24 protein-coding genes are annotated in these 26,042 nt (G+C 52.4%); 8 read left to right on the forward strand and 16 right to left on the reverse strand.

Translation table 11 applies throughout. The annotated features are described in order from the left end of the window. Window positions 1-4: 4 nt before the first annotated feature. On the reverse strand, window positions 5-1,522 hold the full coding sequence (locus tag ACQG03_RS03795) for a DUF3300 domain-containing protein (RefSeq protein ID WP_063163128.1): 1,518 nt from the start codon (window positions 1,520-1,522) through the stop codon (window positions 5-7). Between the two features lie 387 nt (window positions 1,523-1,909). Between ACQG03_RS03795 and acnB the strand changes: the two genes are divergently transcribed. Beyond that, window positions 1,910-4,507, forward strand: coding sequence for a bifunctional aconitate hydratase 2/2-methylisocitrate dehydratase (gene acnB, locus ACQG03_RS03800; protein WP_038415351.1), 2,598 nt, complete (start codon window positions 1,910-1,912; stop codon window positions 4,505-4,507). 185 nt (window positions 4,508-4,692) lie between these two features. Next, window positions 4,693-5,055 (forward strand): protein YacL, encoded by a 363-nt coding sequence (gene yacL, locus ACQG03_RS03805; RefSeq protein ID WP_022647069.1) that lies wholly within the window; start codon window positions 4,693-4,695, stop codon window positions 5,053-5,055. Between the two features lie 31 nt (window positions 5,056-5,086). Here the strand turns inward: yacL and speD are convergent, their stop codons facing one another. From speD to ACQG03_RS03820, 3 genes are all read right to left on the reverse strand, one after another. After that, window positions 5,087-5,881 carry an adenosylmethionine decarboxylase gene (gene speD / locus ACQG03_RS03810; protein WP_022647070.1) on the reverse strand — a complete coding sequence of 265 codons (795 nt, stop codon included), beginning with the start codon at window positions 5,879-5,881 and terminating at the stop codon, window positions 5,087-5,089. Continuing rightward, window positions 5,882-6,751: a polyamine aminopropyltransferase gene (speE, locus tag ACQG03_RS03815; protein ID WP_022647071.1), complete on the reverse strand. Its 870-nt coding sequence runs from the start codon at window positions 6,749-6,751 to the stop codon at window positions 5,882-5,884. It abuts the gene before it with no gap. Between the two features lie 101 nt (window positions 6,752-6,852). Then, complete coding sequence (locus ACQG03_RS03820; RefSeq protein WP_003856306.1) at window positions 6,853-7,200, reverse strand: YacC family pilotin-like protein; 348 nt, start codon at window positions 7,198-7,200, stop codon at window positions 6,853-6,855. Window positions 7,201-7,345: 145 nt separating this feature from the next. Between ACQG03_RS03820 and cueO the strand changes: the two genes are divergently transcribed. Beyond that, the gene (gene cueO / locus ACQG03_RS03825; protein ID WP_032625523.1) at window positions 7,346-8,905 is read left to right on the forward strand and encodes a multicopper oxidase CueO; all 1,560 of its coding nucleotides are present in this window, start codon (window positions 7,346-7,348) and stop codon (window positions 8,903-8,905) included. A gap of 86 nt (window positions 8,906-8,991) precedes the next feature. On the opposite strand, the gene ACQG03_RS03830 is transcribed toward cueO, so the two are convergent. Continuing rightward, on the reverse strand, window positions 8,992-11,382 hold the full coding sequence (locus ACQG03_RS03830) for a glucose/quinate/shikimate family membrane-bound PQQ-dependent dehydrogenase (RefSeq protein ID WP_063163127.1): 2,391 nt from the start codon (window positions 11,380-11,382) through the stop codon (window positions 8,992-8,994). A gap of 206 nt (window positions 11,383-11,588) precedes the next feature. Here ACQG03_RS03830 and hpt point away from each other — a divergent pair, with 206 nt between their 5' ends. Further along, window positions 11,589-12,125, forward strand: coding sequence for a hypoxanthine phosphoribosyltransferase (gene hpt / locus ACQG03_RS03835; protein ID WP_003856303.1), 537 nt, complete (start codon window positions 11,589-11,591; stop codon window positions 12,123-12,125). 64 nt (window positions 12,126-12,189) lie between these two features. Here the strand turns inward: hpt and can are convergent, their stop codons facing one another. Beyond that, window positions 12,190-12,852: a carbonate dehydratase gene (gene can, locus ACQG03_RS03840; RefSeq protein ID WP_003856301.1), complete on the reverse strand. Its 663-nt coding sequence runs from the start codon at window positions 12,850-12,852 to the stop codon at window positions 12,190-12,192. 107 nt (window positions 12,853-12,959) lie between these two features. On the opposite strand from can, the gene ACQG03_RS03845 reads away from it, so the two are divergent. The 4 genes from ACQG03_RS03845 to ACQG03_RS03860 all read left to right on the forward strand — a co-directional run bounded on the left by ACQG03_RS03845 (window position 12,960) and on the right by ACQG03_RS03860 (window position 16,510). Continuing rightward, a complete protein-coding gene (locus ACQG03_RS03845; RefSeq protein WP_003856300.1) occupies window positions 12,960-13,886 on the forward strand; it encodes an ABC transporter ATP-binding protein in 927 nt (308 codons plus the stop codon). Then, window positions 13,883-14,653, forward strand: coding sequence for an ABC transporter permease (locus ACQG03_RS03850; protein WP_022647074.1), 771 nt, complete (start codon window positions 13,883-13,885; stop codon window positions 14,651-14,653). The genes ACQG03_RS03845 and ACQG03_RS03850 overlap by 4 nt, the downstream gene beginning before the upstream one ends. 105 nt (window positions 14,654-14,758) lie before the next feature. Beyond that, a complete protein-coding gene (locus ACQG03_RS03855) occupies window positions 14,759-15,199 on the forward strand; it encodes a PTS sugar transporter subunit IIA (RefSeq protein ID WP_022647075.1) in 441 nt (146 codons plus the stop codon). A gap of 63 nt (window positions 15,200-15,262) precedes the next feature. Further along, complete coding sequence (locus tag ACQG03_RS03860; protein ID WP_032670914.1) at window positions 15,263-16,510, forward strand: polysaccharide deacetylase family protein; 1,248 nt, start codon at window positions 15,263-15,265, stop codon at window positions 16,508-16,510. A 3-nt stretch (window positions 16,511-16,513) separates the two neighbouring features. Here the strand turns inward: ACQG03_RS03860 and ACQG03_RS03865 are convergent, their stop codons facing one another. The 10 genes from ACQG03_RS03865 to panB form a co-directional block, all read right to left on the reverse strand. Further along, the gene (locus tag ACQG03_RS03865) at window positions 16,514-17,599 is read right to left on the reverse strand and encodes a fimbrial protein (protein ID WP_063163126.1); all 1,086 of its coding nucleotides are present in this window, start codon (window positions 17,597-17,599) and stop codon (window positions 16,514-16,516) included. A gap of 20 nt (window positions 17,600-17,619) precedes the next feature. Beyond that, window positions 17,620-18,222 carry a fimbrial-like protein gene (locus ACQG03_RS03870; protein ID WP_038415358.1) on the reverse strand — a complete coding sequence of 201 codons (603 nt, stop codon included), beginning with the start codon at window positions 18,220-18,222 and terminating at the stop codon, window positions 17,620-17,622. Between the two features lie 14 nt (window positions 18,223-18,236). Further along, window positions 18,237-18,800 carry a hypothetical protein gene (locus ACQG03_RS03875; RefSeq protein ID WP_023299346.1) on the reverse strand — a complete coding sequence of 188 codons (564 nt, stop codon included), beginning with the start codon at window positions 18,798-18,800 and terminating at the stop codon, window positions 18,237-18,239. A 26-nt stretch (window positions 18,801-18,826) separates the two neighbouring features. Further along, window positions 18,827-19,396: a fimbrial protein gene (locus ACQG03_RS03880; protein WP_032625598.1), complete on the reverse strand. Its 570-nt coding sequence runs from the start codon at window positions 19,394-19,396 to the stop codon at window positions 18,827-18,829. Window positions 19,397-19,434: 38 nt separating this feature from the next. Continuing rightward, window positions 19,435-22,029 carry an outer membrane usher protein gene (locus tag ACQG03_RS03885; RefSeq protein WP_022647081.1) on the reverse strand — a complete coding sequence of 865 codons (2,595 nt, stop codon included), beginning with the start codon at window positions 22,027-22,029 and terminating at the stop codon, window positions 19,435-19,437. Window positions 22,030-22,110: 81 nt separating this feature from the next. Then, entirely contained in the window at window positions 22,111-22,854 is a 744-nt protein-coding gene (locus tag ACQG03_RS03890; protein WP_063163125.1) for a fimbrial chaperone, read from the reverse strand. An 85-nt stretch (window positions 22,855-22,939) separates the two neighbouring features. Next, entirely contained in the window at window positions 22,940-23,551 is a 612-nt protein-coding gene (locus ACQG03_RS03895) for a fimbrial protein (protein ID WP_023299349.1), read from the reverse strand. Between the two features lie 324 nt (window positions 23,552-23,875). Continuing rightward, window positions 23,876-24,256 (reverse strand): aspartate 1-decarboxylase, encoded by a 381-nt coding sequence (gene panD, locus ACQG03_RS03900; RefSeq protein ID WP_022647084.1) that lies wholly within the window; start codon window positions 24,254-24,256, stop codon window positions 23,876-23,878. A gap of 31 nt (window positions 24,257-24,287) precedes the next feature. Further along, complete coding sequence (gene panC, locus ACQG03_RS03905; protein ID WP_063163124.1) at window positions 24,288-25,139, reverse strand: pantoate--beta-alanine ligase; 852 nt, start codon at window positions 25,137-25,139, stop codon at window positions 24,288-24,290. An 11-nt stretch (window positions 25,140-25,150) separates the two neighbouring features. Further along, the gene (gene panB, locus ACQG03_RS03910) at window positions 25,151-25,942 is read right to left on the reverse strand and encodes a 3-methyl-2-oxobutanoate hydroxymethyltransferase (protein WP_022647086.1); all 792 of its coding nucleotides are present in this window, start codon (window positions 25,940-25,942) and stop codon (window positions 25,151-25,153) included. Window positions 25,943-26,042 lie beyond the last annotated feature (100 nt).

Consider the following 26,042-nt stretch of genomic DNA (forward strand, 5'->3'; position numbering starts at 1 on the left):
TCCCTTAACGATGACGGAATTCATGGCGTTCAGCGCGTTCACCAGTGAGCTGGCGCGGCTGATGTTGACGAGTAGCGAGCTGCCGGCTTTGCGCCCCGCGCTGCTGCTGGGCTTGCCAGTTGGCGGAGCGGCTGTCGTTGCCGCTCAGGGCATTGGCCCGATGCAGCCTGGCTGGCTGCAGTACCGTCTGTGAAACCCGCTTCTCCTGTCTGTGCATGTCAGTCTGATGATGTTCACGCTGCGGCGTGCTCGTCCGTTTTACGGCCTGTGGCCTGGTGTCATATCCACGATAGTTATTTCGCTGCGAGATCTGCTTCAACTGTTGCGTTGAGGCCAGACGTTGTGCGTCCCGCGTGGCTGTATGTACTGAGTGTGGGAGGGTTTTACCCGTTGATTTTTCCATCTGGCTGAGAGCGGCCTGGCGCTGGCTGTCGCGATTGACTGGATTTTGCTGCGTCGCGCTTAGCCCGGTGGCTGTATGTGTAGAGTGGAAGCGGTTAGCCAGCTGGTTATTCGGGTAAGGCACGCCTTCACGATAGGCAGGATTGTGCTGCCAGGTGTGGTTATTACCGTTCAGGTGCTGCCCGCTGATTCTGTTGAAATTATCCACGTTGATATTGATGTTGTTATCACCGTTGCGGTTATAACCGCCGTGATTGTCCCAGTCATCATCGTGATGATGGTGATCCCAGTCGTCGTCATCCCAGTCAATATTGCTGAAAATGGCGTAGGTTGTAGCGACCCCGAGGCTAAAACCTAATCCTTTAACCAGACTGTCAGTGAATTGCTCGCCGGGTGAGGGCGGAAGATAGACCGGCGGGTAAGCGGTGTTAGGCCAGCTACCATAAACCGTATTCGGGTTATACGTGGGAACATACACCACCTGCGGATCGGCGGATTCAATCTTGATCACCGTTGGGCTGGTAGGCGTTGCGGTTGTCGTGGTTTTTGTCGATGCAGGTTTCGTGACGGTGGTGACCGTCTGCTGCGGTGTGGATTGCAGCGCACCCGTTTGTTGGGCCAGCAGGCGCAGCCGCTGTACGGAATCCATCACATCTTTCGGCTGTGCAAGGAAAGCGTCTCCCAGATTTTGTACCCATGGCGGATTTTCGCCCATCAACGACATCAGCTGAGGAAACGCAACCAGGGATTTTACGCTGGGATCCCACGGCTGGGTGGCTACCGCCTGAAGGGCGGCATCACCCTGCATTTTAGGATTGTCTTTCGACCACTGCGCGGCCTGAATAACATTTGACGGGTAAGTCGACGCCATCAAGATTTGCGACAGCAGGGCATCCGGGTAAAGCGCGACAGGGGCAACCCATTGGTCGATTTGCGCCGCAGTGTAGACCGGGGCAGCGACGGGCGCAGGCTGGGCTACCGGTGCGCCAGGTTGTTGTGTAACCGGAGCAGGCGTAGCAGGCTCCGTTGCACGGCTTTTAACGTACATGACACCCGAGGCGGCAAACAACCCCGCACTGCAAAGCAGAACAAGAAGATGTGGCTTAAAAGGCAACTTCATAGATTGACTCCAACGAGACGAGTGCAGTGCCGTGAGGCGTTGCTGTTGCCGCGAGTATCATTCACTCGTGTTTTACAGTTTTGACTATTGTTGGGAAACCAACCTGAGCGTCCGGATAAAGAGTGTGAGTATTTATTACACAATTATATCGGATAGCTGAAAAGGCGACGGGAAAGAGGACAAGATTCGCCTCGTCTCCCCGCTACACCATGCTTAACGATTCAGCAAATAATTTAATGTTGCTTTTTTGTAAACAGATTAACACTGTGCAGAAATCCTGCTATGCTGCCCGACGCGGTATCGGGCATTTACCCTACAAACTGCTGTCTCACAGGAGCGTGAAGAGAACGCCCGCCGCATATGACAATGAGAGCGAGGAGAACCGTCGTGCTAGAAGAATACCGTAAGCACGTAGCAGAACGTGCCGCCGAGGGAATTGTACCCAAACCTTTAGATGCAACCCAAATGGCCGCGCTCGTCGAGCTGCTGAAGAACCCGCCTGAGGGCGAAGAAGAATTCCTGTTAGATCTGCTGATCAACCGCGTACCGCCTGGCGTAGATGAAGCTGCCTACGTAAAAGCCGGATTCCTTGCTGCTATCGCCAAAGGCGAAGCCACCTCCCCACTGGTTACTCCTGAAAAAGCCATTGAACTGCTCGGCACCATGCAGGGCGGCTATAACATTCATCCGCTGATTGACGCGCTGGACAACGAAAAGCTGGCACCGATTGCTGCCAAAGCGCTCTCTTCAACGCTGCTGATGTTCGATAACTTCTACGATGTAGAAGAAAAAGCCAAAGCAGGCAACGTTTACGCGAAGCAGGTGATGCAGTCCTGGGCCGATGCCGAATGGTTCCTGAACCGCCCTGCGCTTGCTGAAAAAATTACCGTGACCGTCTTTAAGGTTACCGGTGAAACCAACACCGATGACCTCTCTCCGGCTCCGGACGCGTGGTCTCGTCCTGATATCCCCCTGCACGCCCTGGCGATGCTGAAAAACGCCCGCGAAGGCATCGAGCCGGATCAGCCGGGTAGCGTTGGCCCGATTAAACAGATCGAAGCGCTTCAGGAGAAAGGTTTCCCGCTGGCCTACGTCGGTGATGTGGTTGGTACCGGTTCTTCCCGTAAATCCGCCACCAACTCCGTGCTGTGGTTCATGGGCGACGACATTCCGCACGTGCCGAACAAGCGCGGCGGCGGTCTGTGCCTCGGCGGCAAAATTGCGCCAATCTTCTTCAACACCATGGAAGATGCGGGCGCTCTGCCAGTTGAAGTGGACGTGAGCAACCTGAACATGGGCGACGTGATTGACGTTTACCCGTATAAAGGCGAAGTGCGCAACCACGAAACCAACGAACTGTTGGCAAGCTTCGAGCTGAAAACCGACGTGCTGATCGACGAAGTGCGTGCCGGTGGTCGTATTCCGCTGATTATTGGCCGTGGCCTGACCACCAAAGCGCGTGAAGCGCTGGGTCTGCCGCACAGTGACGTGTTCCGTCAGGCGAAAGACGTGGCGGAAAGCAATCGCGGCTTCTCGCTGGCACAGAAAATGGTCGGTCGCGCCTGCGGCGTCGCTGGTATCCGTCCTGGCGCGTACTGCGAGCCGAAAATGACCTCCGTGGGCTCTCAGGACACCACCGGTCCAATGACCCGTGATGAACTGAAAGACCTTGCGTGCCTGGGCTTCTCGTCTGACCTGGTCATGCAGTCCTTCTGCCACACTGCGGCATATCCGAAGCCGGTTGACGTCACTACGCACCACACGCTGCCTGACTTCATTATGAACCGTGGCGGTGTCTCCCTGCGTCCGGGCGACGGCGTTATCCACTCCTGGCTGAACCGCATGCTGCTGCCGGACACCGTGGGTACCGGCGGTGACTCTCATACCCGTTTCCCGATTGGTATCTCCTTCCCTGCGGGCTCCGGTCTGGTGGCGTTTGCCGCAGCGACCGGCGTGATGCCTCTCGACATGCCTGAATCCGTGCTGGTGCGCTTCAAAGGCAAAATGCAGCCGGGCATCACTCTGCGCGATCTGGTGCACGCAATCCCGCTGTATGCCATCAAACAGGGTCTGCTGACCGTTGAGAAGAAGGGCAAGAAAAACATCTTCTCTGGCCGCATTCTGGAAATTGAAGGTCTGCCGGATCTGAAAGTTGAGCAGGCGTTCGAGCTGACCGATGCCTCTGCCGAGCGTTCTGCGGCGGGCTGCACCATCAAGCTGAACAAAGAGCCGATTATTGAGTATCTGACCTCCAACATCGTGCTGCTCAAGTGGATGATTGCGGAAGGCTACGGCGACCGCCGTACGCTGGAGCGTCGTATTCAGGGCATGGAAAAATGGCTGGCGGATCCGCAGCTGCTGGAAGCTGACGCTGACGCAGAGTACGCGGCGGTGATCGACATCGATCTGGCGGATATCAAAGAGCCAATCCTGTGTGCGCCAAACGATCCGGACGATGCGCGTCTGCTCTCTGACGTACAGGGCGATAAGATCGACGAAGTGTTCATCGGCTCTTGTATGACCAACATCGGCCACTTCCGTGCTGCCGGTAAGCTGCTGGATACTCACAAAGGCCAGCTGCCGACCCGTCTGTGGGTGGCGCCGCCAACCCGTATGGATGCGGCGCAGCTGACCGAAGAGGGCTACTACAGCGTGTTCGGTAAGAGCGGGGCGCGTATTGAAATTCCGGGCTGCTCCCTGTGCATGGGCAACCAGGCGCGCGTGGCCGACGGTGCGACAGTGGTCTCCACCTCCACCCGTAACTTCCCGAACCGTTTGGGTACCGGGGCGAACGTCTACCTGGCTTCTGCGGAGCTGGCAGCGGTTGCGGCGCTGATTGGCAAACTGCCAACGCCGGAAGAGTACCAGACCTTTGTGGCTCAGGTAGATAAGACGGCGGTGGATACCTATCGCTATCTGAACTTCGACCAGCTCTCTCAGTACACCGAGAAGGCTGACGGGGTAATATTCCAGACCGCGGTATAAAAAACCAACCCCTCACCCCTAACCCCTCTCCCCAAGGGGCGAGGGGGATTTTTTATTCCCTCTCCCTTTGGGGGAGGGCCAGGGTGAGGGGTATTTTTTTTATTTTCATTCCTCCCACCTCTCCCGCTTTTTTTCTTCCTCTCTGCTGCGATAATTACCCTAATGGCTTTGCAGAGGAAAACGCTATGGATTACGAATTTTTGCGCGACATCACCGGCGTGGTGAAAGTGCGAATGTCGATGGGGCACGAAGCCGTTGGACACTGGTTTAACGAAGAGGTGAAAGAGAACCTCGCGCTGCTGGATGAAGTCGAACAGGCAGCGGAAACGGTGAAAGGCAGTGAACGCTCCTGGCAACGCGCCGGGCACGAATACACCCTGTGGATGGATGGCGAAGAGGTGATGGTGCGTGCCAACCAGCTTGAGTTCTCGGGTGATGAGATGGAAGAGGGGATGAGCTACTACGACGAAGAGAGCCTGTCGCTGTGCGGTGTGGAAGATTTCCTGAAAGTGGTGAACGCCTACCGCGACTTTATGAAACAGAAGTAACTCCCCGAAGCGTCCCTGCTTCGGGCCACGATTACACGGTCGGAATGTTACGGCCGTAGTAAATTTCGCGCATCTCTTTCCAGAGCAGGTCGGTAATGACCTTACGCTCTTCTTCGCTTAAATCTTCCGGCTTCGTGTGGAACATGTAGTGCTTAAGGTCGAATTCCTTAAGTAACATTTTGGTGTGGAAGATATTCTCCTGATAGACGTTCACATCCATCATGTCGTACAGCGATTTCATGTCGTCGGACATGAAGTTCTGAATGGAGTTGATCTCATGATCGATGAAGTGCTTCATGCCGTTGATATCACGGGTAAAACCGCGTACGCGATAATCAATAGTGACGATATCGGATTCCAGCTGGTGGATTAAATAATTCAACGCATTCAGCGGTGAAATCACGCCGCAGGTCGACACCTCGATATCCGCGCGGAAGGTACACAGTCCGCCTTCCGGGTGGCTTTCCGGGTAGGTGTGCACGCAGATATGGCTTTTATCCAGGTGGGCGACAACCACTTCTGGCAGTGGGCCGGGGTGCTCGGTTTTGTCGATAAGCTGCGGGTCAACCGGCTCTTCACTGACCAGAATGGTGACGCTTGCTCCCTGCGGCTCGTAATCCTGGCGCGCGATATTCAGGATGTTGGCGCCGATAATCGAGCAGGTCTCTGTCAGGATCTCGGTCAGACGGTTGGCGTTGTAGAGTTCATCGATATAGGCGATATAACCATCGCGCTCTTCTGCTGTTTTGGCGTAGCAGATATCGTAAATACAAAAACTCAGGCTTTTGGTCAGATTGTTAAAGCCATGCAGTTTTAGCTTTTTCAATTAGTTCACCTCCTTTGAGGACAGCGCGTCTTGCAGATATTGAGGCAACGCAAAGGCTGCGGTGTGGATCGCCGGGTTGTAGTATCGGCATTTGAGTCCGGCCTGGTGGAAGCGGGCCTGGATAATTTCGGTGGAGAGATGGCGCAGGACGTCGTTATCCGTCGCCCAGGCAAAGGTCATGATCCCGCCGTAGTAAGTGGGGATCGCCGCCTGGTAGAAGCTGACGTCAGCAAAATAGGTGCTCAGCTTACGGTGGCTATCAAGCGCTTCATCCTGTTGCAGGAAGCAAACGCCGTTTTGCGCCACAAAAATCCCGCCAGGCTTCAGGCAGCGCTTGCAGCCTTCGTAAAACGACGAGGTAAACAGCGACGCGCCGGGGCCGATAGGGTCGGTACAGTCAGAGATAATGACATCAAACGTTTGCGTGGTCTGGTTAACAAAATTGACGCCATCGTCGATAACCAGATTAAACCGCGGATCGTCATAGCTGCCAGCATTGTGGTTGGGCAGATACTGGCGGCAGAACGACACCACACCGGCGTCGATTTCCACCATGGTGATGGTTTCGACATTCTGATGGCGAGAGACTTCACGCAGCATCGCGCCGTCGCCGCCGCCGATAATCAGCACGTCCTTCGCGTGGCCGTGGGCCAGCAGCGGGACGTGGGTCATCATTTCGTGATAGATAAACTCGTCGCGCTCGGTGGTTTGCACCACGCCGTCCAGCGCCATTACGCGGCCAAAGGCGGCGTTTTCGAAGATTATCAGATCCTGATGATCGGTTTTCTCATGATAGAGCACGTTATCCACGGCAAAATACTGACCAAACTGGTCATGCAGCGTTTCTTGCCATACCGTTTTTTCGGTCATGGGGAGCACCTCCTTCGTTAACATCCATTACATCCGGCAGATGGGCGCAACACAACACCGCCGTGAAGCGGTTAGCGGGTCAACAAGGGGCGTCGGAAAGGTTACTTCACGTAGGCGAGCAGGCTGAGTGAATCGCGAGCCAGCGCTTTGCATTTTTTAGCAGTGGGAATGCCAATACCGCTTAAATCACGGTAGCTGTCTTCACCGAGCGCCTTCATGTCGAAGCTGTCGTAGTTGCTGAGGTCCCATTGGTTCTGCTGGGCAAAAAAGACCAGTGCGCGACGAATTTGCCCATTGGGTAAATTCTGGTAACCACAATCGTTTTTCAGAAAAACAAAAACTGCCGTCAGATCGGCCATATCTTCCGCTTCGTTTTCACTTAGCGCGTAACTGTTCGCACACATCGCCATCAGGCTGGCGAACAAAATTGTTCTGAAAAACGTCTTCATTGCCTTTACCACTGCATCACGGAAAATTAACGTTAGCATACTTGATGCCAGGCCGACGATCTTTATTATTGCCGCCGTGCTTGACCTTCCGGTAAGGGGAGGGTTTATGCTCAAAAGATCGCCTGCTGGAAATAAGGAAATGCACATGCAACGTCGTGATTTTTTAAAATTTTCTGCCGCGCTGGGGGTTGCCAGCGCGTTACCGCTCTGGAGCCGCGCCGTTTTTGCCGCCGACAGACCTGCTTTACCCATACCTGAATTACTCGCCGCAGATGCCCGCAGCCGCATTCAGCTTGTGGTGCAGGCCGGTAAAACCACGTTCGGTCAGCACGCCGCCACGACGTGGGGTTATAACGGCAATTTGCTCGGCCCTGCGTTGCAGTTACGCAAAGGGAAGGCGGTGACGGTAGACATTCATAACACGTTAGCGCAAGAGACCACGCTGCACTGGCATGGGCTGGAAGTCCCGGGCGAAGTGGATGGGGGGCCTCAGGGCGTCATCAGGCCTGGTGGTAAACGCAGCGTCACCTTTACTCCTGACCAGCGTGCGGCGACCTGCTGGTTCCACCCGCATCAGCATGGCAAAACGGGCCATCAGGTGGCGATGGGGCTGGCCGGTCTGGTGCTGATTGAAGACGATGAAAGCCGCCTGCTGCGCCTGCCAAAACAGTGGGGGATCGACGATGTCCCGGTGATTGTGCAGGACAAAAAATTCAGCGCTGACGGGCAAATTGACTATCAGCTGGACGTAATGAGCGCGGCGGTAGGCTGGTTTGGCGATACGCTGCTGACCAACGGCGCAATCTACCCGCAGCATGCCGCGCCAAAAGGCTGGCTGCGTTTACGCCTGCTAAATGGCTGTAACGCCCGCTCGCTGAACTTCGCCACCAGCGATAAACGCCCGCTGTATGTGGTGGCAAGCGACGGCGGCCTGCTGCCGGAACCGGTGAAGGTGAGCGAGCTGCCGATGCTGATGGGCGAGCGCTTCGAGGTGCTGGTGGATATCAGCGATGGCAAAGCGTTTGACCTGGTGACCCTGCCGGTCAGCCAGATGGGGATGGCCGTTGCGCCGTTTGATAAACCCCATCCGGTCCTGCGCATTCAGCCGCTACAGATCGCCGCTTCCGGTACGCTGCCGGACGCCCTCACCACGCTACCCGCACTCCCGTCGCTGGACGGGCTTACGCAGCGTAAACTTCAGCTCTCCATGGACCCGATGCTCGACATGATGGGCATGCAGGCGCTGATGAAGAAGTACGGCAATCAGGCCATGGCGGGAATGCACCACGGCCAGATGATGGGCCATATGAATATGGACCACGGTAAAATGGGCGGCATGGATCACGGCGGCCATGGTTTCGATTTCCACAACGCCAACCGCATCAACGGCAAAGCGTTCGATATGAACACGCCCATGTTCGCCGCCACGAAAGGGCAGTTTGAACGCTGGGTGATTTCAGGCGAAGGCGACATGATGCTGCACCCGTTCCATATCCACGGCACGCAGTTCCGTATTCTCTCTGAGAACGGTAAAGCGCCGGACGCGCATCGCCGGGGCTGGAAAGATACGGTGAGGGTGGAAGGCGGTGTCAGCGAGGTGCTGGTGAAGTTCGACCACGAAGCGCCGAAAGAGTTTGCCTATATGGCCCACTGCCATCTGCTGGAGCATGAAGATACGGGGATGATGCTGGGCTTTACCGTATAAAAAAAGCCGGGTGGCGGCTTCGCCTTACCCGGCCTACATAGGACACCCGAAAGCCCGGTATGCGTTAGCGCCACCGGGCTTTTTCATTACTTAGCGTCGTCAGGCAGTGCATACGCGACAATATAGTCGCCCATCTTCGTGCCAAACGAACCGTGACCACCTGCGGAGATGACAACGTACTGCTTGCCATTCACTTCATAGGTCATCGGCGTAGCCTGTCCACCGGCTGGCAGACGGCCTTGCCACAGTTTTTCACCGTTGGTCATGTTGTACGCGCGCAGGTAGTTATCTGCGGTTGCCGCGATGAACAGCACGTTACCGGCGGTGGAGATTGGGCCACCCAGCATTGGCATACCCATATTGAACGGCACTGGAACAGGCATCGGGAACGGCATGCTGTCCTGTGGCGTACCAATACGTTTCTTCCAGACGATCTTGTTGGTCTTCAGATCCAGACCGGAGATGTAACCCCAGGCAGGCTGTTTACACGGCAGACCGAACGGAGAAAGGAACGGATTCAGGGTCACACCATAAGGAACGCCATACTGCGGCTGGATACCGGCTTCGGTACCGCTGCCTTTCGCATCTTTAGGCTGCTCCATTGGGTTACCCGGACCGCGTGGGATCAGACGGGAAACGAACGGCAGCGCCATTGGGTTAGCGATGGCGACCTGACGGTTAGGGTCAACGGAGATCCCACCCCACTCGAACATCCCCAGGTTACCCGGGAAGACCAGCGTGCCCTGCTCTGACGGCGGCGTGAAGATGCCTTCATAGCGCAGCTGGTGGAACATCACGCGGCATACCAGCTGGTCAAACATCGTGGCACCCCACATGTCTGCACCGCTGAGGTCTTTCTCCGGACGGAAACTCAGATCAGAGAACGGCTGCGTTTTGGTGACGTAGTCGCCTTTGGCCGCACCCTGCGGAACCGGTTTTTCCGGCGCAGGAACAACCAGCTTACCGTTGCTGCGATCCAGCACGAAGATGTTGCCGGTTTTGGCCGGGGCGTAAATCACCGGAACGGTTTTACCGTTAACGGTAATGTCCGCCAGCGTCGGCTGGGACGGCATATCCATATCCCACAGATCGTGGTGAACGGTCTGGTAGCTCCATGCCAGTTTACCGGTCGTTGCGTTCAGCGCCACGATGGAGCTGGCGTAACGTTCCTGCTCCGGCGTACGGTTACCGCCCCAGATATCCGGCGTGGTCACGCCCATCGGCAGGTAAACCAGGTCCAGCTTCGCGTCATACGCTGCCGGTGCCCAGGAGTTCGGTGAGTTAAAGGTAAAGGTGTGTTCATCCGATGGGATCGCGTTGGGATCTTTCGCGCCCGGGTCGAAGGCCCACAGCAGTTTTCCGGTGTTCACGTCGAAACCACGGATAACGCCGGAGGTTTCGCGGGTAGAGAAGTTATCCGTTACCGAACCGGCAATCACGATGGTTTTATCGGTAATGATTGGCGGGGAGGTCGGCTCATACAGACCCGGCGTAGTGTCCGGCATGTTGGTCTGAAGATTCAGAATGCCTTTGTTAGCGAAGGTTTCGCACAGCTTACCGGTCTCAGCGTTGATGGCAAACAGGCGGCCATCGTTCACCGGCAGCATAATGCGGCGAGGACAGTCGGCAATGACTTCCGGGCTGGCATTATCAGCGCGCGCTTCGTGGTAAGAGACGCCGCGGCAGGTGATGTGCTGGAACGACGGGTTGGAGTTCAGCTGTGGATCAAAGTGCCATTTCTCTTTACCGGTGGCCGCGTCGAGCGCGAACAGACGCTGGTGCGCCGTACACAGGTAGAGCATGTTGCCCACTTTAATCGGGGTCACTTCGTTGGTCAGCTCACCCGGATCGTTCGGCATTTTCAGGTCGCCGGTACGGAATACCCAGGCTTCCTTCAGGTTTTTCACGTTGTCCGCGTTGATCTGCTTCAGCGGGGAGTAACGTTGACCTTCCTGATTACGACCATAGGCTGGCCAGTCGCCGTCAGCCACCTGCGAAATAGCCGCAGCCGGTGTGGATTCAGTGTTCAGCGTACCGTGGATCTCCTGCGGGTCGTTGAATCCGGCCCAGGTCAGGATGCCGCCACTAATCAGCAGGGCAACGACCAGACCGGCTACAGCACCACTGGAAGGGACGTTCAGACGACGCCAGACAAACGGCAGGATCAGCCAGATACCGAAGAAGACCAGAATGTCGCTGCGCGGCGTCAACGCCCAGAAGTCGAACCCGACTTCCCAGACGCCCCAGATCATGGTTGCGAGCAGTAACGCTGCGTACAGCCACAGAGCAGATTGTTTTCTGCGTAAAAGCAGGACGGTTACGCCAACCATAACCAGACCCGCAATCGGGTAGTACCAGGAGCCGCCAATCGCGACCAGCCATACGCCACCGATTAACAAATACAGCGCGCAGAATGCGGCAAACGCGGCTGTTAATGTCACCAGTAGACGCGGCTGTTTAGTTTTTGTTTCAGCCATAGAAAAGTACTCGTCAGTTTTGTTAATTATTTGCTAGCAATTAATTATAGGTATTAACAACTGTGATCGGAATCACAAATATTGCTTTTTATAACTCATACGCCAGGGCAATCCATTTACTGGTATAATGGCTGGCTTGCGTATCGATGCCGGAGCGAGAGTCATCCGCATTGAGAGATTTTCACTAAAATCATTTGGTTAGTAATATGAAACATACTGTTGAAGTGATGATCCCGGAAGCCGAGATCAAAGCGCGTATCGCCGAACTGGGTCGTCAAATCACCGAACATTACAAGGACAGCGGCAGCGAAATGGTGCTGGTCGGTCTGTTGCGTGGTTCTTTCATGTTCATGGCAGACCTGTGCCGTGAAGTGCAGGTGCCGCACGAGGTCGATTTTATGACCGCCTCCAGTTACGGCAGCGGCATGTCCACAACCCGTGATGTGAAAATCCTGAAAGATCTGGATGAAGATATTCGTGGCAAAGATGTGTTGATTGTTGAGGACATCATCGACTCCGGTAACACGCTCTCTAAAGTGCGTGAGATCCTGAGCCTGCGTGAACCAAAATCACTGGCGATTTGTACTCTGCTGGATAAGCCTGAGCGCCGTGAAGTGCAGGTGCCGGTGGAGTTCGTTGGTTTCTCCATCCCGGACGAATTCGTGGTGGGTTACGGCATTGATTACGCGCAGCGTTATCGCCATCTGCCGTATGTTGGGAAAGTAGTGATTCTGGACGAATAATTGCGGGCTGATGCCCTCACCCCAGCCCTCTCCCACAGGGAGAGGGTGAAAACCCCCGGCTTTGTTATTTATGGTTAACGTGCTTAAGCTTGAGGTTGGCAATTCCCGAGCGGTAACGCTGTTCCAGCGTTTCGCGGTTGGTGGCGGTCACTTCCAGATTGCGTAGCAGGCCGTCGTGAATACCGTACGCCCAGCCGTGGATGGAGACCTTCTGTCCGCGTTTCCAGGCAGACTGCATAATCGTCGAGTGGCCCAGGTTATAGACCTGCTCCATCACGTTCAGCTCACACAGCGTGTCGAGACGGCGCTCCTGCGGCATTTCGCCCAGCAGTGAGCTATGTTTGAACCAGATATCACGAATGTGCAGCAGCCAGTTATCGATTAACCCCAGCTCTGTGTTTTCGACCGCCGCCTGCACGCCGCCGCAGCCGTAGTGGCCACAAATAATGATGTGCTCAACCTCAAGAACGTCAACGGCGTACTGCACAACCGAAAGGCAGTTGAGATCGGTATGAATAACCAGGTTAGCCACATTGCGGTGAACAAACAGTTCGCCAGGTTCAAGACCCGTCAGACGTTCGGCGGGGACACGGCTGTCAGAACATCCAATCCAGAGAAAGCGCGGGTTCTGCGCTTGCGCGAGTTTTCCAAAAAATCCGGGGTCTTCCTCCACCAGCATTTTTGACCATAGTGCATTGTTGCTGATGAGTGTATCTATGTCGTTCATGGAGGTTAGCGACCTGTAACCAAGTGATTGCGTTGCGCTACTATAGGGTAACCCGACTTTTAATGAAACCACACAACGTGTGTCAGAACTTAAGGTAAGTTGAATTCATGGCGATTGCACTGGAGCTTGAACAGCTCAAAAAAACCTACCCGGGGGGCGTTCAGGCGCTGCGCGGGATAGATCTTAAAGTCGAAGCGGGAGATTTCTACGCGCTTCTGGGGCCGAACGGGGCGGGGAAATCCACCACCATCGGGATCATCAGCTCGCTGGTCAACAAAACCTCCGGCCGCGTCAGCGTGTTTGGCTACGATCTGCAAAAAGATGTGGTCAACGCCAAGCGTCAGCTGGGGCTGGTGCCGCAGGAGTTCAACTTCAACCCGTTTGAGACGGTACAGCAGATTGTTGTTAACCAGGCGGGTTACTATGGCGTTGAGCGCAAAGAGGCGCTTGAGCGCAGCGAAAAGTATCTGAAACAGCTCGACCTGTGGGAGAAGCGTAACGAACGCGCGCGGATGTTGTCCGGGGGGATGAAGCGCCGCCTGATGATTGCCCGCGCGCTGATGCACGAGCCAAAGCTGCTTATCCTTGATGAGCCGACTGCTGGCGTGGATATTGAACTGCGTCGTTCCATGTGGGGTTTCCTGAAAGATCTGAACGATAAAGGCACCACCATCATTCTGACCACGCACTACCTGGAAGAGGCGGAAATGCTGTGCCGCAATATCGGCATTATTCAGCACGGTGAGCTGGTGGAAAACACCTCGATGAAGAATCTGCTCTCCAAGCTCAAATCAGAGACCTTTATCCTCGATCTGGCGGCGAAAAGCGCGCTGCCGAAACTGGAGGGCTACAACTATCGCCTGGTCGATACCTCGACGCTGGAGGTAGAAGTGCTGCGCGAGCAGGGTATCAACAGCGTGTTCTCACAGTTGAGTGCGCAGGGCATTCAGGTATTAAGCATGCGTAACAAAGCAAACCGACTGGAAGAGCTGTTTGTCTCTCTGGTGCACGACAAACAAGGAGACAAGGCATGACGCATCTTTACTGGGTCGCGCTGAAAAGCATCTGGGCAAAAGAGATTAACCGCTTTATGCGTATCTGGGTGCAAACCCTGGTGCCGCCGGTGATCACCATGACGCTCTACTTCATCATTTTCGGTAACCTGATTGGCTCCCGCATTGGTGAGATGCACGGTTTTACCTATATGCAGTTTATCGTGCCGGGCCTGATCATGATGGCGGTGATCACCAACGCTTACGCGAACGTGGCGTCGTCGTTCTTTAGCGCCAAGTTCCAGCGCAACATTGAAGAGCTGCTGGTGGCCCCGGTGCCAACGCATGTGATCATCGCCGGTTACGTGGGCGGCGGCGTAGCGCGCGGGCTGTGCGTGGGGATTCTGGTGACGGCGATTTCGTTGTTCTTCGTCCCGTTCCAGGTGCATTCGTGGCTGTTCGTGGCGCTCACATTATTGCTGACGGCGATCCTGTTCTCCCTCGCCGGGCTGCTGAACGCGGTGTTTGCTAAAACGTTTGATGACATCAGCCTGATCCCGACCTTCGTGCTGACGCCGCTGACCTATCTGGGCGGGGTGTTTTACTCCCTGACGCTGTTGCCGCCGTTCTGGCAGGCGCTGTCGCACCTGAACCCGATTGTCTACATGATCAGCGGCTTCCGCTTTGGCTTCCTCGGCATTGCCGATGTCCCGCTGTTCACCACCGTTGTGGTGCTGGTGGTGTTTATCGTGGCATTCTATCTGCTGTGCTGGTATCTGATCCAGCGCGGACGCGGGCTGCGTAGCTAACCTTCTGCCCGGCGACGTTCTGTTTGCCGGGCACTTTCTTTGACAGTTATCACCGTAAACTAACCTTCACCTGGATAAACTACTCGCCTGCTAAGGAGAGACGTTATGCTGGGATGGGTGATCACCTGCCACGATGAAGAGGCACAGGAAATGCTGCTTAAGCTGGAGGCCCGATTTGGCCCCCTGGCGCAATGTCGTGCGGTAAATTACTGGCGAGGGCTGAGCACCAATATGCTCAGCCGGATGATGTGTGACGCGCTGCATGAAACCGACACCGGCGATGGCGTGATTTTTCTCACTGACAGATCCGGCGCGGCGCCATACCGTGCGGCTGCCCTAATGAGCCATAAGCACGATAACTGTGAAGTAATCTCCGGTATCAGCCTGCCTTTACTCGAAGCGATGTATCCGCTGCGCGCAACGTTGAGCAGCGCTGAGTTTCGTCACGCCATTGTGGCGCAGGGTTCGCCGGGCGTGAGCAGCTTGTGGCACCAGCAGCAGAAGAACCCGCCTTTTGTTCTGCTTCACGATCTGTATAAGCATTAAACATTGGTATTGATGCCGCTTTTGTTACAATGGCGGCTGATTTTCTGTGTCGATTTATATTCCATGCTCAAGCGCGTTATCTTTATCCTTCTGCTCGTGGTTTCCGGTGGTGCGTCTGCCAGCCTGACCAGCCAGCAAGGCCTTCCTGCTCAGTATATGCAAACCACCGAAGATGCGGCCATCTGGGCGCAGGTGGGAAATGCCGTTGTGAATGTGGGGAATGTCCGCGCCGGGCAGATCCTCGCTGTCTTTCCGGCCGCGGCGGATTACTATGAATTTCGTTTCGGATTCGGTACGGGGTTTATTGATAAAGACCACCTTGAAAAAGTTCAGGGCAAACAACGCGTTGAGGATAGCCTGGGTGACTTGAACAAGCCGCTCAGTAATCAAAACCTCATTACCTGGAAAGACACGCCGGTGTATAACGCCCCCAGCAGCGGAAGCGCGCCCTTTGGCACCTTAAGCGCTAATCTTCGCTATCCGATTCTGAATAAGCTGAAAGACCGCCTGAACCAGACCTGGTTCCAGATCCGTATCGGTAATCGTCTGGCATGGGTAAGCAGCCTGGATGCGCAGGAAGATAACGGGCTACCGGTTCTGACCTACCATCATATTTTGCGTGATGAAGAGAACACCCGTTTTCGACATACCTCCACGACGACCAGCGTACGTGCGTTTAATAATCAGATGGCATGGTTACGCGATCAGGGCTACACCACGCTGACGATGTACCAGCTTGAAGGGTACGTGCGTAACAAGATGAACCTGCCCGCGAAAGCGGTGGTGATCACCTTTGATGATGGCCTCAAATCGGTGAGCCGCTATGCGTATCCGGTGCTGAAAGAATATGGCTTCAACGCGACGGCGTTTATAATTTCATCCCGAATCAAAGGCCATCCGCAGAAGTGGGATCCAAAATCGCTACAGTTTATGAGCGTTCAGGAAATCAAGGGCATCCAGGATGTGTTCGACATTCAGTCTCACACTCATTTCCTGCATCGCGTGGATGGCTATAAACACCCCATCCTGTTGAGCCGTAGCTATCACGTGATCCTGTTTGATTTTGAACGCTCACGTCGTGCACTGGCTCAGTTCAACCCGCGCGTATTGTATGTGTCGTATCCATTTGGCGGCTATGACAATAAAGCGATAAAGGCAGCGAATGACGCTGGTTTTCATCTGGCAGTGACGACGATGAAAGGGAAGGTGAAGCCGGGGGATAATCCGTTCCTGTTGAAGCGTTTGTATATCTTAAGAACGGATTCACTGGAGACGATGTCGCGGCTGATCAGTAATCAGCCGCAGGGATAGCGGTTAGTCGTATGAAAGGGTGAATACGCCGGTGGCTTTAAACGACCCCGGTTTCACTGTGTTTCCGTTTGCTACCAGTTGAGCAACATAATTAATTTGCTTGGATTCAGGGGTTTGGTAATCCGTTATGACATAGGATGAGTCAGGATTATTCGGCAGAAGTTGAGAGGTTCCGTTATACATGATTTTCACGCCTGCGCCTTCAGCTCCGGACGAAAGCGTATTACCAAGAAGATCATTATTTTTTCCGGTTAGCTTTGAGGTGGTGAGTTTGGTTGTGATATTTGCCACACCGGTACAATTGCTTAAGCTAATGGAAAAAGGGATATCCTTAACCCGATTGTTTTTAATGTCTGAAACATAATATTCCCCCAGGTTAACATTATTAGTCCCATCCGATAGCATGGCCATGTCGCAGGTTGGAAGAACGATCGGGATCTGGAATGAGTCCTCGTTGACCACAAATGTCCATGGTTGGTTGTCACTATCATTTGGATTACCAATACCCATTTTACCCAGAGTGCCGGGTTTGGGTCTGATTGAGGTTTCTTTGTTCGGGTTGCCTCTGTAACCTTCATCAATATAAATTTGAACTGAGGTGTTTATCCATTTTTCATCCCAGGGGTCAGACTTTCCGGAGGATGCAACGGTAGTCCAGCCAGTCGTATTCATAGCGAAATAGCCACCCATGCCTCCATCGCTTTCTGCGGTGTGGACCCTTACGGAATAATAAATCCCAGGAATATTTGTTTCAAACATAGCCCTGCCATAACTGCTCCCCATCAGCAATGTCGGGTTTGTTTGTGACACGAGGTTAAAACCATCGTCCCCTGCACCACATTTGGCCTGAATGCCCGGTGTCAGGTTAACGTTAAAAAGAGTACTGGCGTAGTTACCCGGAGGGGGAAGACGTACGGTGCCACCTGAGTATTCGGAATTGATCAGCGTGGTTGTGCCGCCTTTTCCATTATTCATTTGGCACTCCCCTGCCCAGCAGGAGTGGCTGAGGGTAAATAACGCGCTCGCCATGGCAAACGTCATTGCGCCTTTCACGTTGAAACCCTGTCTTATAAAGTTGAACATTCTCATCCTTTTTCCTGTTCTGATTATTATTCGTAAGTGACGTCAACCAATACTTTACTGGTAACGACACCACCAGCCACTACGCCAATATTTTGATATCGGGCATAGAACTGATAATCCGTTAAAAATGCAGTATCCTGACCGCTTACGTCAAAAGTGATTTTTGACGTGCCGTCGTTGTTTAAAACATTCTTTTTATATTTTTCAGAGAAAACGACGACGCCGACATTTTTTGCCGCGCCTGCGGCGGTATCATCACTTTTGAAAACCTGATTTTGTCCTGGCCAGAAACCCGACTGCGGCGAAAAGCTAAAACTCAGCTTTTTAGCCGTACCGCTGTCTCCATAGCAATCATCTACATGGATCTTAAAAGGCGTACCGCCTGCATCATCGGTTGCAGTAAAACGATCGCTACCATCCGGGTTATAAAACCAACTGCGCATCGCATTGGGGAGATAAATTTCGCCGTCATTTTCCACGGTCATCTTACAGGTGCTATTAACAATGTTAGCGGTAATATTTACGTCTAATCCTGAGCTTGCCTGGCTTACGCCAGGCAAGATGCCACCAGCCAAGCCCATAAGCAACACAAGACCGGGCTGGTATAAAATAAACGGTGATTGTTGCATACTGGTTCCTGGTATTATGGATAAGCGATAGTAAACGTGACTGGCGCAGTAACCGCCCCCGCGCCTACATCAGCAATGGTTTGGCCTTGCCCGATAACGATACGGGAATTCATCGGGAATTCACCGGTACCATCAGTAATGGTGACATCCTTAGCAGCCGGAGGCGTGTTACAGCTCATAAGCTCGCCAGTATCGACAACACCCGACCAGATCTCAAAGCCCGTTGCTAAGCCGCCAGAGTAAGAATCACCCGTCTTGTTGACGCCACTGCATTCACCACCAGCGCCTTTCGCAGCGGACACCGTTGCCTTGGTTACTCCAGAACAGTTGGTGAAACTAATCTTGAGCGGCTCGACACGGGTTTTGTTCACCAGATCGGATTTGTATACGTCGCCGAACGCAATTTCAGTGGAGGCTGTGCCTGCATCGTTAAGTACTTTTGCGGTACATGTGCCTGATACAATTTTTGATTTAATCGTTAATTCGACACTAGGGGTGCCTGTAATTGCTGCGCTTGCCATTCCCGAGAACAGAAGAGCAGAAACGGACAGGGCGATAAAAGTAGAATTGAATTTCATAATGTTGCTCCGTTTTCCTGCACTAATCACTCGTAGCTAAATTCAAAGGTCGCCACGGCCTGAAAATCACCAATGGTCATGCTGTTTTCTTTTGTTTCACGTAAGGTGGCCACCAGAGCAACTTCCTTATTCTGGATTTCTGTCGGACTCCAGACCAGGCGCTCTGAATCCAGGGTTGAGTTAATGATAAAAGGAGTATTTGGTGCATCGGCTCTGGCGATTTCAGCCGCAGAGTAATCAGCGCCACCGTTAGTTTTTGCAATCTGGTTAACAAGGCCGCTAGCTAAATAACCTGATTTGGTTCCTTTTACGGTTGTTTTTAACGAGGTCAGCGACGCCGGGCATTCAACGAGCACAATTTTGAAATTGGCATTTGCCGTTCCGGCTTTGACATCATCTAAACGTACCTGACCGTTATTACCGATAGTCAGCGTTTGCTGCGTATCTGAACCCGTACCGCCGACCAGTTTCATATCGCAGGTGGTTTCGCGGATATTGGCAGTGAAGTTAACATTGAGATCGGCTGCCGCAGCAGAACCTGACATCGCTAACATTGCTAATGCGATTAATGAATAACCGCAATGATTTTTCTTCATATTATTTCCCATGGGTGTGATTCCCTGTTTTAACATCATTACATTTGGCACTGTTGATTACTCAGAATCGTGGTTAAGCCTGCTTTCTTCGCATTTTCAGGAATCTGATAATGCACCGTGCAAGAGCTGGATCCATCGCTTCCCCATACCACCCGGAGAGCGCCTTTGTCTTCCACACCGCGTACATAAGCTTGTCCTGCCTGGCCTACCGTTCCGATAGATTCGTTTTTCTCATTCAGAACGTCTGCACCTAACGGAATAAAGCCGTTATCAGAACGTTGTAATTCCAGAACAAGCGAACGACCTTCATCCGTTTCAAAATTCACTAATACAACGGAGCCATTGCGAGGTACGGCAACAGCGCTGGTATTTTTGATTTCAACGTCTGCTTCGAGAGTGCTGATATCGAGCGATACTCGGTTTTCTCTGTAGGCTGACATATACGGCATAATCCCGTACCCGGAGCTGTTAATGCGGCTTTGGCCGTAACCCAGCCGAGCACCCGTTGCGCCACTTGCTTTTACCAGCGCAAGTGAATCCGTTTCGCCGATACTGCCGGATGTAAATACAACGCCACCCGAGTGAACAACCATTCCGCCGTTATAACTCGCGGAATACTGTTTACTATTGTCATCGCCAAAGGACGCTGAGACACCGAGCGGCCCGTAAGGACTGTTCCATGAGCTATAGCCACTGACCTGGTTCAGGTTGCCGTAGTTGCCCCCGCTTGATGAGGCGCTAACGGAATAGCTCACTTCACTGTTTTTGGAGTTGCCGCTTGCCGTAGAGTTAAAACTGGTACCGCCTTTTAAATCAGTGCGCAGGCTCATGTTGACGTTATTAAATCCGCCTGACTGCGCGCTATCTTTATTGAATATGCTGAATGGAATACTGACGTTTAAATAAACGCTGTCATCCTTTTCCCCTGTTTCGTTGTACGTGCGTTGCACAGAAACGCTATAGCTACCGTAAGCAAAACTATTGTTGTAACCCACGCTGTAGTCGGAAGTGGAGCTAGAGTCATTCCAGTAATCCTGCCAGGTGCCGCTAATATAGAGTGAGCCGTATTCATCACCGTTAACATTCAATGGCTGATTCAGGCTGACCTGTATCTGGTTTTTGGTACGCTGATAATCAGCATAAAGCTCGGCATTGCTGTCATAAGATCGATTGCCATATTCCTCGTGATGAATACTGTCCTGCAATGAGGCGGCATCGTTAAGGCTGAGATAATCTTCTGTAGAGAAGCGATAAGCTGCCACGTTAAGAGATGTGTTAGTAGCTTCAAGCATTTTGCTGTAGGTCAGCCGATAACTTTGCCCTTTAAGCGTGTCCAGCCCGTCGATATCGGCATAGGACCCGGTAACATCTAATGCGAATGCACCAATACGGGTATTCATAGCCAGACCAAGCAGGCCGGCGTAGAAATCCATATCCGTATATTGCGCACCCACGTAACCGGTAAAGGTATTATTCAGACCATACGCGTAAGTTGCGTAGCCAACGTTTGGCTTATCGTGCAATGAATCATCATTCAGCTCACCTAAACCCACATCCCAGCGGCTGGAGCCTGGGCGGAGCATTTGTGTAACTGAGGAGAACGGAACGGTAAACGTCCGTTTACTTCCATCGGCTTCCTCTACAGTGACAATCAAATCATTGCCATAGCCTGTTGTACTGAGGTCATTGATCTCGAAAGCACCGGGTGGAACGGTGGTTTCATAAATTTTATTGCCGCTTTGCGTTACGCTAACTTTGGCGTTACTGTTTGCCACACCACGAATTACTGGCGCGTAGCCAGAGGTGCCTTCCGGGAGCATGCGGTCATCGTTATACATACGCGCACCACGCAGGCTCACCGAGTCAAAGACATCACCGCGTGTGTAGGAATCACCCATTACCATCTGTGCGTTAAGTGGTGTGATGTCTCGCTGGAGGTAGATATCCTGGCTGGAATAATGTGTGCCATTATCGCTGTCCCAGTTCAGACTGCCGCGAGAACGTAAACGCCACGGCCCCACGTTCAGGCCATAATGCAAGCCCGCATAAGCGGTATCTGAATTGGTGCCGTTTGACTCGCTGTGCCAGGTATTAAGATCGTATGAGAGTAATCCGGCCGGAACACCATTATCCCATAATGAAGGATCGACATACCCTGCTGGAAGCTTAAGCACGTAGATTTGCGGGAAGTTAAGATCCATTTCCTGCTTGCTACTATCAAAATTTTCAGAAGCACCGGGATAATATTTTTTGATATCTACGCAAGACGTTTCGTCGTTTTTGACATCATCGCCTAATATGCTGGTATCAACGCCTGCCTGTGTCAGCGTGAGTTTAGTCAGACATGCTGAGGCACGTGGCGTTTTGTTATCAATGAATGTCATCTCGACCGTGGATTTTGAATTGCCATTCAAATTCACTTTTACACGGTAAGTACCTGGCAGAACTGGGTTGCCATAAGCATAACGATCGACATTGATACCTCCACCATTATCGATAAGGAACTGGTCATTAAATTCAATGGCCGATTCTGTTTCGGATGAGGTGTCTACAGCTTTTTTTTCAGTCTCGCTGGCATGCAGAGGAAATGCTGCACAGATTGCGAGACATAAAATTGATCGTTGAAATAGCATGCTTCATCCAGACAAGTCGTCGTATGAATGCTATGAATCATTCATACGTGTTATATTTATAATGTGGCGGTGGTGCGGTTATTAATTTACTTTGCTTTCAAAAGTATCAGAGCCGCCATTGTCATTAATGGTTTCGTAAGCAACAGTGCCGGTGGTAGTACTACCTAAACCTTTTACCTGCATAATTTGAGTACTAAACGGTAAAATAGATTTATGCTCAACCTGGTACTCTTTATTTGCTGATTTCAGCTTTACATTTGAAATAGAAACGTTGTAAGGGGAATCATTGTGTGCGATCAGGTTTAGCGTATTACCTTGTTTTTGTTGTGACCACGTTACTTTGGCTGCTGCATCTCCTGGCGTACCTTTCAGGCCGTCAGGTCGGAAAAAGAGTTTAATACGTGTGCGGAATGCCAGCTGGAGCTGGTTAGGATTTTCACCGTCTTTCACTTTTGACTTCGGTGGAATCTCGAGCACATTGAACCAGAATAGGGATTCGCGATCTTGCGGCAATGAACCACCCAGGTATGAGATCCGAACGGATTGACCTTTTTGCGGATCAATTCGGGATACTGGTGGAGTAATAATAAACGGTAGTTTTAATTCCTGTGGGTTGGTGTCATCGCGACCGTCATCGAGCCATGATTGAACTAATAGTGGCTTTTTGCCACGGTTGTCTAAAGAAACGATGACATCTTTTTGCGACTGCTGATAAACAATACGTGTTCCCGAAATAACGATATCTGCGCTTGCCTGGAATGACGCGACAGCAGCAGCTGTAAAGCAGGCAGCTTTAAATCCTTTATAAAATGATGTGCTTAACATTTTTCCACTTCCTGTTGGAATGATATCAATAGTCCCCTGACGTACGTCAGGGGATAATATGAGCATTTTATTTATGCGCTTAAAATTACTCGTAGATCATGGTGAATGCAGCTTGTGCCTGAACCACACCAGCTGACACTGGGTTGTTGGCCGCATCCCAGTTCTGACCCTGGGTATACGCTACACGGTAGTAAAGTGCGCCTGCGCCTGTGGTATCAATCGTTGCTTTCTGGGTATTGTTGGTCTGATCCAGTTTGATCTGATCGGTAGCGGAGTTGCCATCGTTTGACAGTACCAGATTGACGTTTTTAGCGGCGCCTTGAGTATTTGATGGTGGAACCAGCAGACCGCCGGAAGTTGAAGAAGAACCCGCCCAGGAATCAAACTGAGCAGATGCCTGGTTGACGGTAGCAGAATCACAACCTGTCAGGGTGAGGGAGAATTTCTTTTCTCCCAGGGTGCTGGTGGTACCCAGCGCATTAGCGAAGTCTTTTACAAACACGGTATCCAGGTTAACGTCAAAATCATTACCATCCTGGTCAATCTTCTGATCCAGGGATACTTTACAGGTGTTATTAGAAACCATACCGTGGAAAGTAATAGTGCCTGTATCTGAAGGAATATCAGCTGCCATTGCAGAACCCGCACTCAGAACCATTGCTACTACAGTTGCCAGACCTAATTTATTAAAAGACATTTTTTATATCCATATTTAAATGCTAGAAAAGTGAACATAAGCAAGGCTTATGTTCGTTCCGAACAGATGCTTCGGGAAAAGGATTCTAAGTGATGAGTAATGGTTGTGAGAAGCCGTTAGGCGTTAGAAATACTTAAACGATCTTTAAGTCAATATGATTATTTAATAGTGAATGATAATAATTGTTCATCATTTTGATGAGCAGGTGTTCGGCAGGGTGACTTGAATATATTAATAAAAATATATAAAAAGAACGCTATTCATTTTAATTATGTATAAATTACCCAACCTATTTGTCGGGTAATTTATAACAGTACTATTGGCTTAGGCAACCTGAACCGGAATTGCCTTCGCAATACGTTTCATTTCATTATCGCCTTCAAAGTATGCCACTTTTGGCTGCCAGCGACGTGCCTCTTCGTCAGACATCATCACAAAGCTGGCAATAATGACGATATCACCCACGTCCGCGCAGTGCGCCGCTGCCCCATTAACGGAGATGATTTTAGACCCGCGTTCAGCGGCAATCGCGTACGTTGAAAAGCGTTTGCCGTTATTAACGTTCCAGATATCAATAGCTTCGTTTTCGAGAATACCCGCCGCGTCGAGAAAATCCTGGTCGATCGCGCAGGAGCCTTCATAGTGCAGGTCGGCCTGGGTGACTTTCACACGGTGAAGCTTACCTTGTAGCATTTTGCGAATCATTACGTTTACCTTTCACTTCCGGGTAGTAAAACTACGCCAGTTCAACCACTTTGTTGTCGATAAGGCGGGCCTGGCCGAGCCAAGCCGCCACCAGAATTACCGCACGTTTGCTGGTACCTGAGAGTTCCAGAAGCGTATCGGCATCCCGAATTTGAACGTCGTCAGCACGAAGACCTTTCTCGTTCAGCGCCTGTTCAGCCAGAGCGATGATTTCTTCTGCGGTTAATTCTTTTGCCAGCAGTTGCTCTGCCATGGTATTCATGACTTTGCTTAAGCCTGGCGCAATTTTACGCTGTTCCGCAGTCAGATAGCCGTTACGGGAGCTAAGCGCCAGGCCATCTTTCGCACGTACAATCGGCACGCCGACAATCTCTATGTCGTAGCCCATATCGGCAACCATTTTGCGGATCAGCGCCAGCTGCTGGAAATCTTTCTCGCCAAAGCAGGCGATGTCCGGCTGCACCAGGTTAAACAGCTTGCTGACGATGGTGGAAACGCCGCGGAAATGGCCCGGACGGCTGGCACCCTCCAGCATGGTCGAAATACCCGGTACGTCAACGTAGGTCGCTTCAGTGGTACCCTGAGGATAAACATCTGCGGGGGCCGGTGCGAAGACGATATCCGCATGACGTTTTTTGAGCTTCTCGCAATCTTCCTGCAAGGTACGTGGATAGCGCGCCAGATCGTCTTCGCGATCGAACTGCATCGGGTTAACGAAGATACTGACTACCACGATATCTGCACGGGCTCTCGCTTCATCGACCAGCTTCATATGGCCGTCGTGCAGATTGCCCATGGTCGGGACGAGGGCGATACGTTTACCTTCCTGACGTGCACGGCGGATATGCTGGCGCAGCAGCGGCAGAGTTTCTATGATTAGCACACCTGGACTCCTTAATGGAAACTGTGTTCTTCGCCCGGATACACGCCGGACTCAACCTCGGCAATATACTGCCGCACAGCAGCACGCATGTCGCCTGCTTCTGTCAGGAAATTTTTAGCAAATTTTGGAATGTGACCGCCGGTGATCCCGAAGGCGTCGTGCATGACCAGAATCTGGCCATCGGTGACGTTGCCCGCACCGATGCCGATCACCGGAATCGACAGCGCCTCAGTGATACGCTTAGCCAGCTCAACCGGCACACACTCCAGCACCAGCAGCTGTGCTCCAGCGGCTTCCAGCGCCAGGGCATCATCAAACAGCGTCTGCGCCGCATCGCCACGCCCCTGAACTTTATAACCGCCAAAGATATTAACGGACTGCGGCGTCAGCCCTAAGTGCCCGCAAACTGGCACGGCCCGTTCGGTGAGCATTTTCACCGTATCGACCAGCCAGTCGCCGCCTTCGATTTTGACCATATTGGCGCCGGCGCGCATCACAGTTGCCGCATTTTCAAAGGCCTGTTCCGGGGTGGCATACGCCATAAACGGCAGATCGGAAAGTAGCAGGCAGGCGGGCGCACCCCGGCGCACGGCGCGGGTATGGTAAGCAATATCCTCGACCGTGACCGGCAGAGTGGAATCATGTCCTTGTACCGTCATCCCTAACGAGTCTCCGACCAGCATGACGTTGATCCCTTCTTCGGCAAACAGTTTTGCGAAGCTGTAGTCATACGCGGTGATAGTGGCGAAGCGTTTCTTTTCCTGTTTGCATTTCTGCAATAAGGAGATGGTAGTTGGTTTCATACTGTTTCCTGATGGCCCAAAAGCGGATCTTTGCGCATTCTAACAGTAACATTCGAGGGAACAATGATTTTAGGCAATCGATTAACCATATTTAACACAT

The organism is Enterobacter cloacae complex sp. 342H5 (assembly GCF_050030905.1).
Classification (GTDB): Bacteria; Pseudomonadota; Gammaproteobacteria; order Enterobacterales; family Enterobacteriaceae; genus Enterobacter; species Enterobacter intestinihominis.

Excerpts from the sequence above, each read along its gene's own strand:
- ACQG03_RS03795 (WP_063163128.1), bottom strand. The coding sequence starts at position 1,522 with ATGAAGTTGCCTTTTAAGCCACATCTTCTTGTTCTGCTTTGCAGTGCG.
- yacL (WP_022647069.1), top strand. The coding sequence starts at position 4,693 with ATGGATTACGAATTTTTGCGCGACATCACCGGCGTGGTGAAAGTGCGA.
- speE (WP_022647071.1), bottom strand. The coding sequence starts at position 6,751 with ATGACCGAAAAAACGGTATGGCAAGAAACGCTGCATGACCAGTTTGGT.
- ACQG03_RS03820 (WP_003856306.1), bottom strand. The coding sequence starts at position 7,200 with ATGAAGACGTTTTTCAGAACAATTTTGTTCGCCAGCCTGATGGCGATG.
- cueO (WP_032625523.1), top strand. The coding sequence starts at position 7,346 with ATGCAACGTCGTGATTTTTTAAAATTTTCTGCCGCGCTGGGGGTTGCC.
- ACQG03_RS03830 (WP_063163127.1), bottom strand. The coding sequence starts at position 11,382 with ATGGCTGAAACAAAAACTAAACAGCCGCGTCTACTGGTGACATTAACA.
- hpt (WP_003856303.1), top strand. The coding sequence starts at position 11,589 with ATGAAACATACTGTTGAAGTGATGATCCCGGAAGCCGAGATCAAAGCG.
- can (WP_003856301.1), bottom strand. The coding sequence starts at position 12,852 with ATGAACGACATAGATACACTCATCAGCAACAATGCACTATGGTCAAAA.
- ACQG03_RS03845 (WP_003856300.1), top strand. The coding sequence starts at position 12,960 with ATGGCGATTGCACTGGAGCTTGAACAGCTCAAAAAAACCTACCCGGGG.
- ACQG03_RS03850 (WP_022647074.1), top strand. The coding sequence starts at position 13,883 with ATGACGCATCTTTACTGGGTCGCGCTGAAAAGCATCTGGGCAAAAGAG.
- ACQG03_RS03855 (WP_022647075.1), top strand. The coding sequence starts at position 14,759 with ATGCTGGGATGGGTGATCACCTGCCACGATGAAGAGGCACAGGAAATG.
- ACQG03_RS03860 (WP_032670914.1), top strand. The coding sequence starts at position 15,263 with ATGCTCAAGCGCGTTATCTTTATCCTTCTGCTCGTGGTTTCCGGTGGT.
- ACQG03_RS03865 (WP_063163126.1), bottom strand. The coding sequence starts at position 17,599 with ATGAGAATGTTCAACTTTATAAGACAGGGTTTCAACGTGAAAGGCGCA.
- ACQG03_RS03870 (WP_038415358.1), bottom strand. The coding sequence starts at position 18,222 with ATGCAACAATCACCGTTTATTTTATACCAGCCCGGTCTTGTGTTGCTT.
- ACQG03_RS03875 (WP_023299346.1), bottom strand. The coding sequence starts at position 18,800 with ATGAAATTCAATTCTACTTTTATCGCCCTGTCCGTTTCTGCTCTTCTG.
- ACQG03_RS03880 (WP_032625598.1), bottom strand. The coding sequence starts at position 19,396 with ATGAAGAAAAATCATTGCGGTTATTCATTAATCGCATTAGCAATGTTA.
- ACQG03_RS03885 (WP_022647081.1), bottom strand. The coding sequence starts at position 22,029 with ATGCTATTTCAACGATCAATTTTATGTCTCGCAATCTGTGCAGCATTT.
- ACQG03_RS03890 (WP_063163125.1), bottom strand. The coding sequence starts at position 22,854 with ATGTTAAGCACATCATTTTATAAAGGATTTAAAGCTGCCTGCTTTACA.
- ACQG03_RS03895 (WP_023299349.1), bottom strand. The coding sequence starts at position 23,551 with ATGTCTTTTAATAAATTAGGTCTGGCAACTGTAGTAGCAATGGTTCTG.
- panD (WP_022647084.1), bottom strand. The coding sequence starts at position 24,256 with ATGATTCGCAAAATGCTACAAGGTAAGCTTCACCGTGTGAAAGTCACC.
- panB (WP_022647086.1), bottom strand. The coding sequence starts at position 25,942 with ATGAAACCAACTACCATCTCCTTATTGCAGAAATGCAAACAGGAAAAG.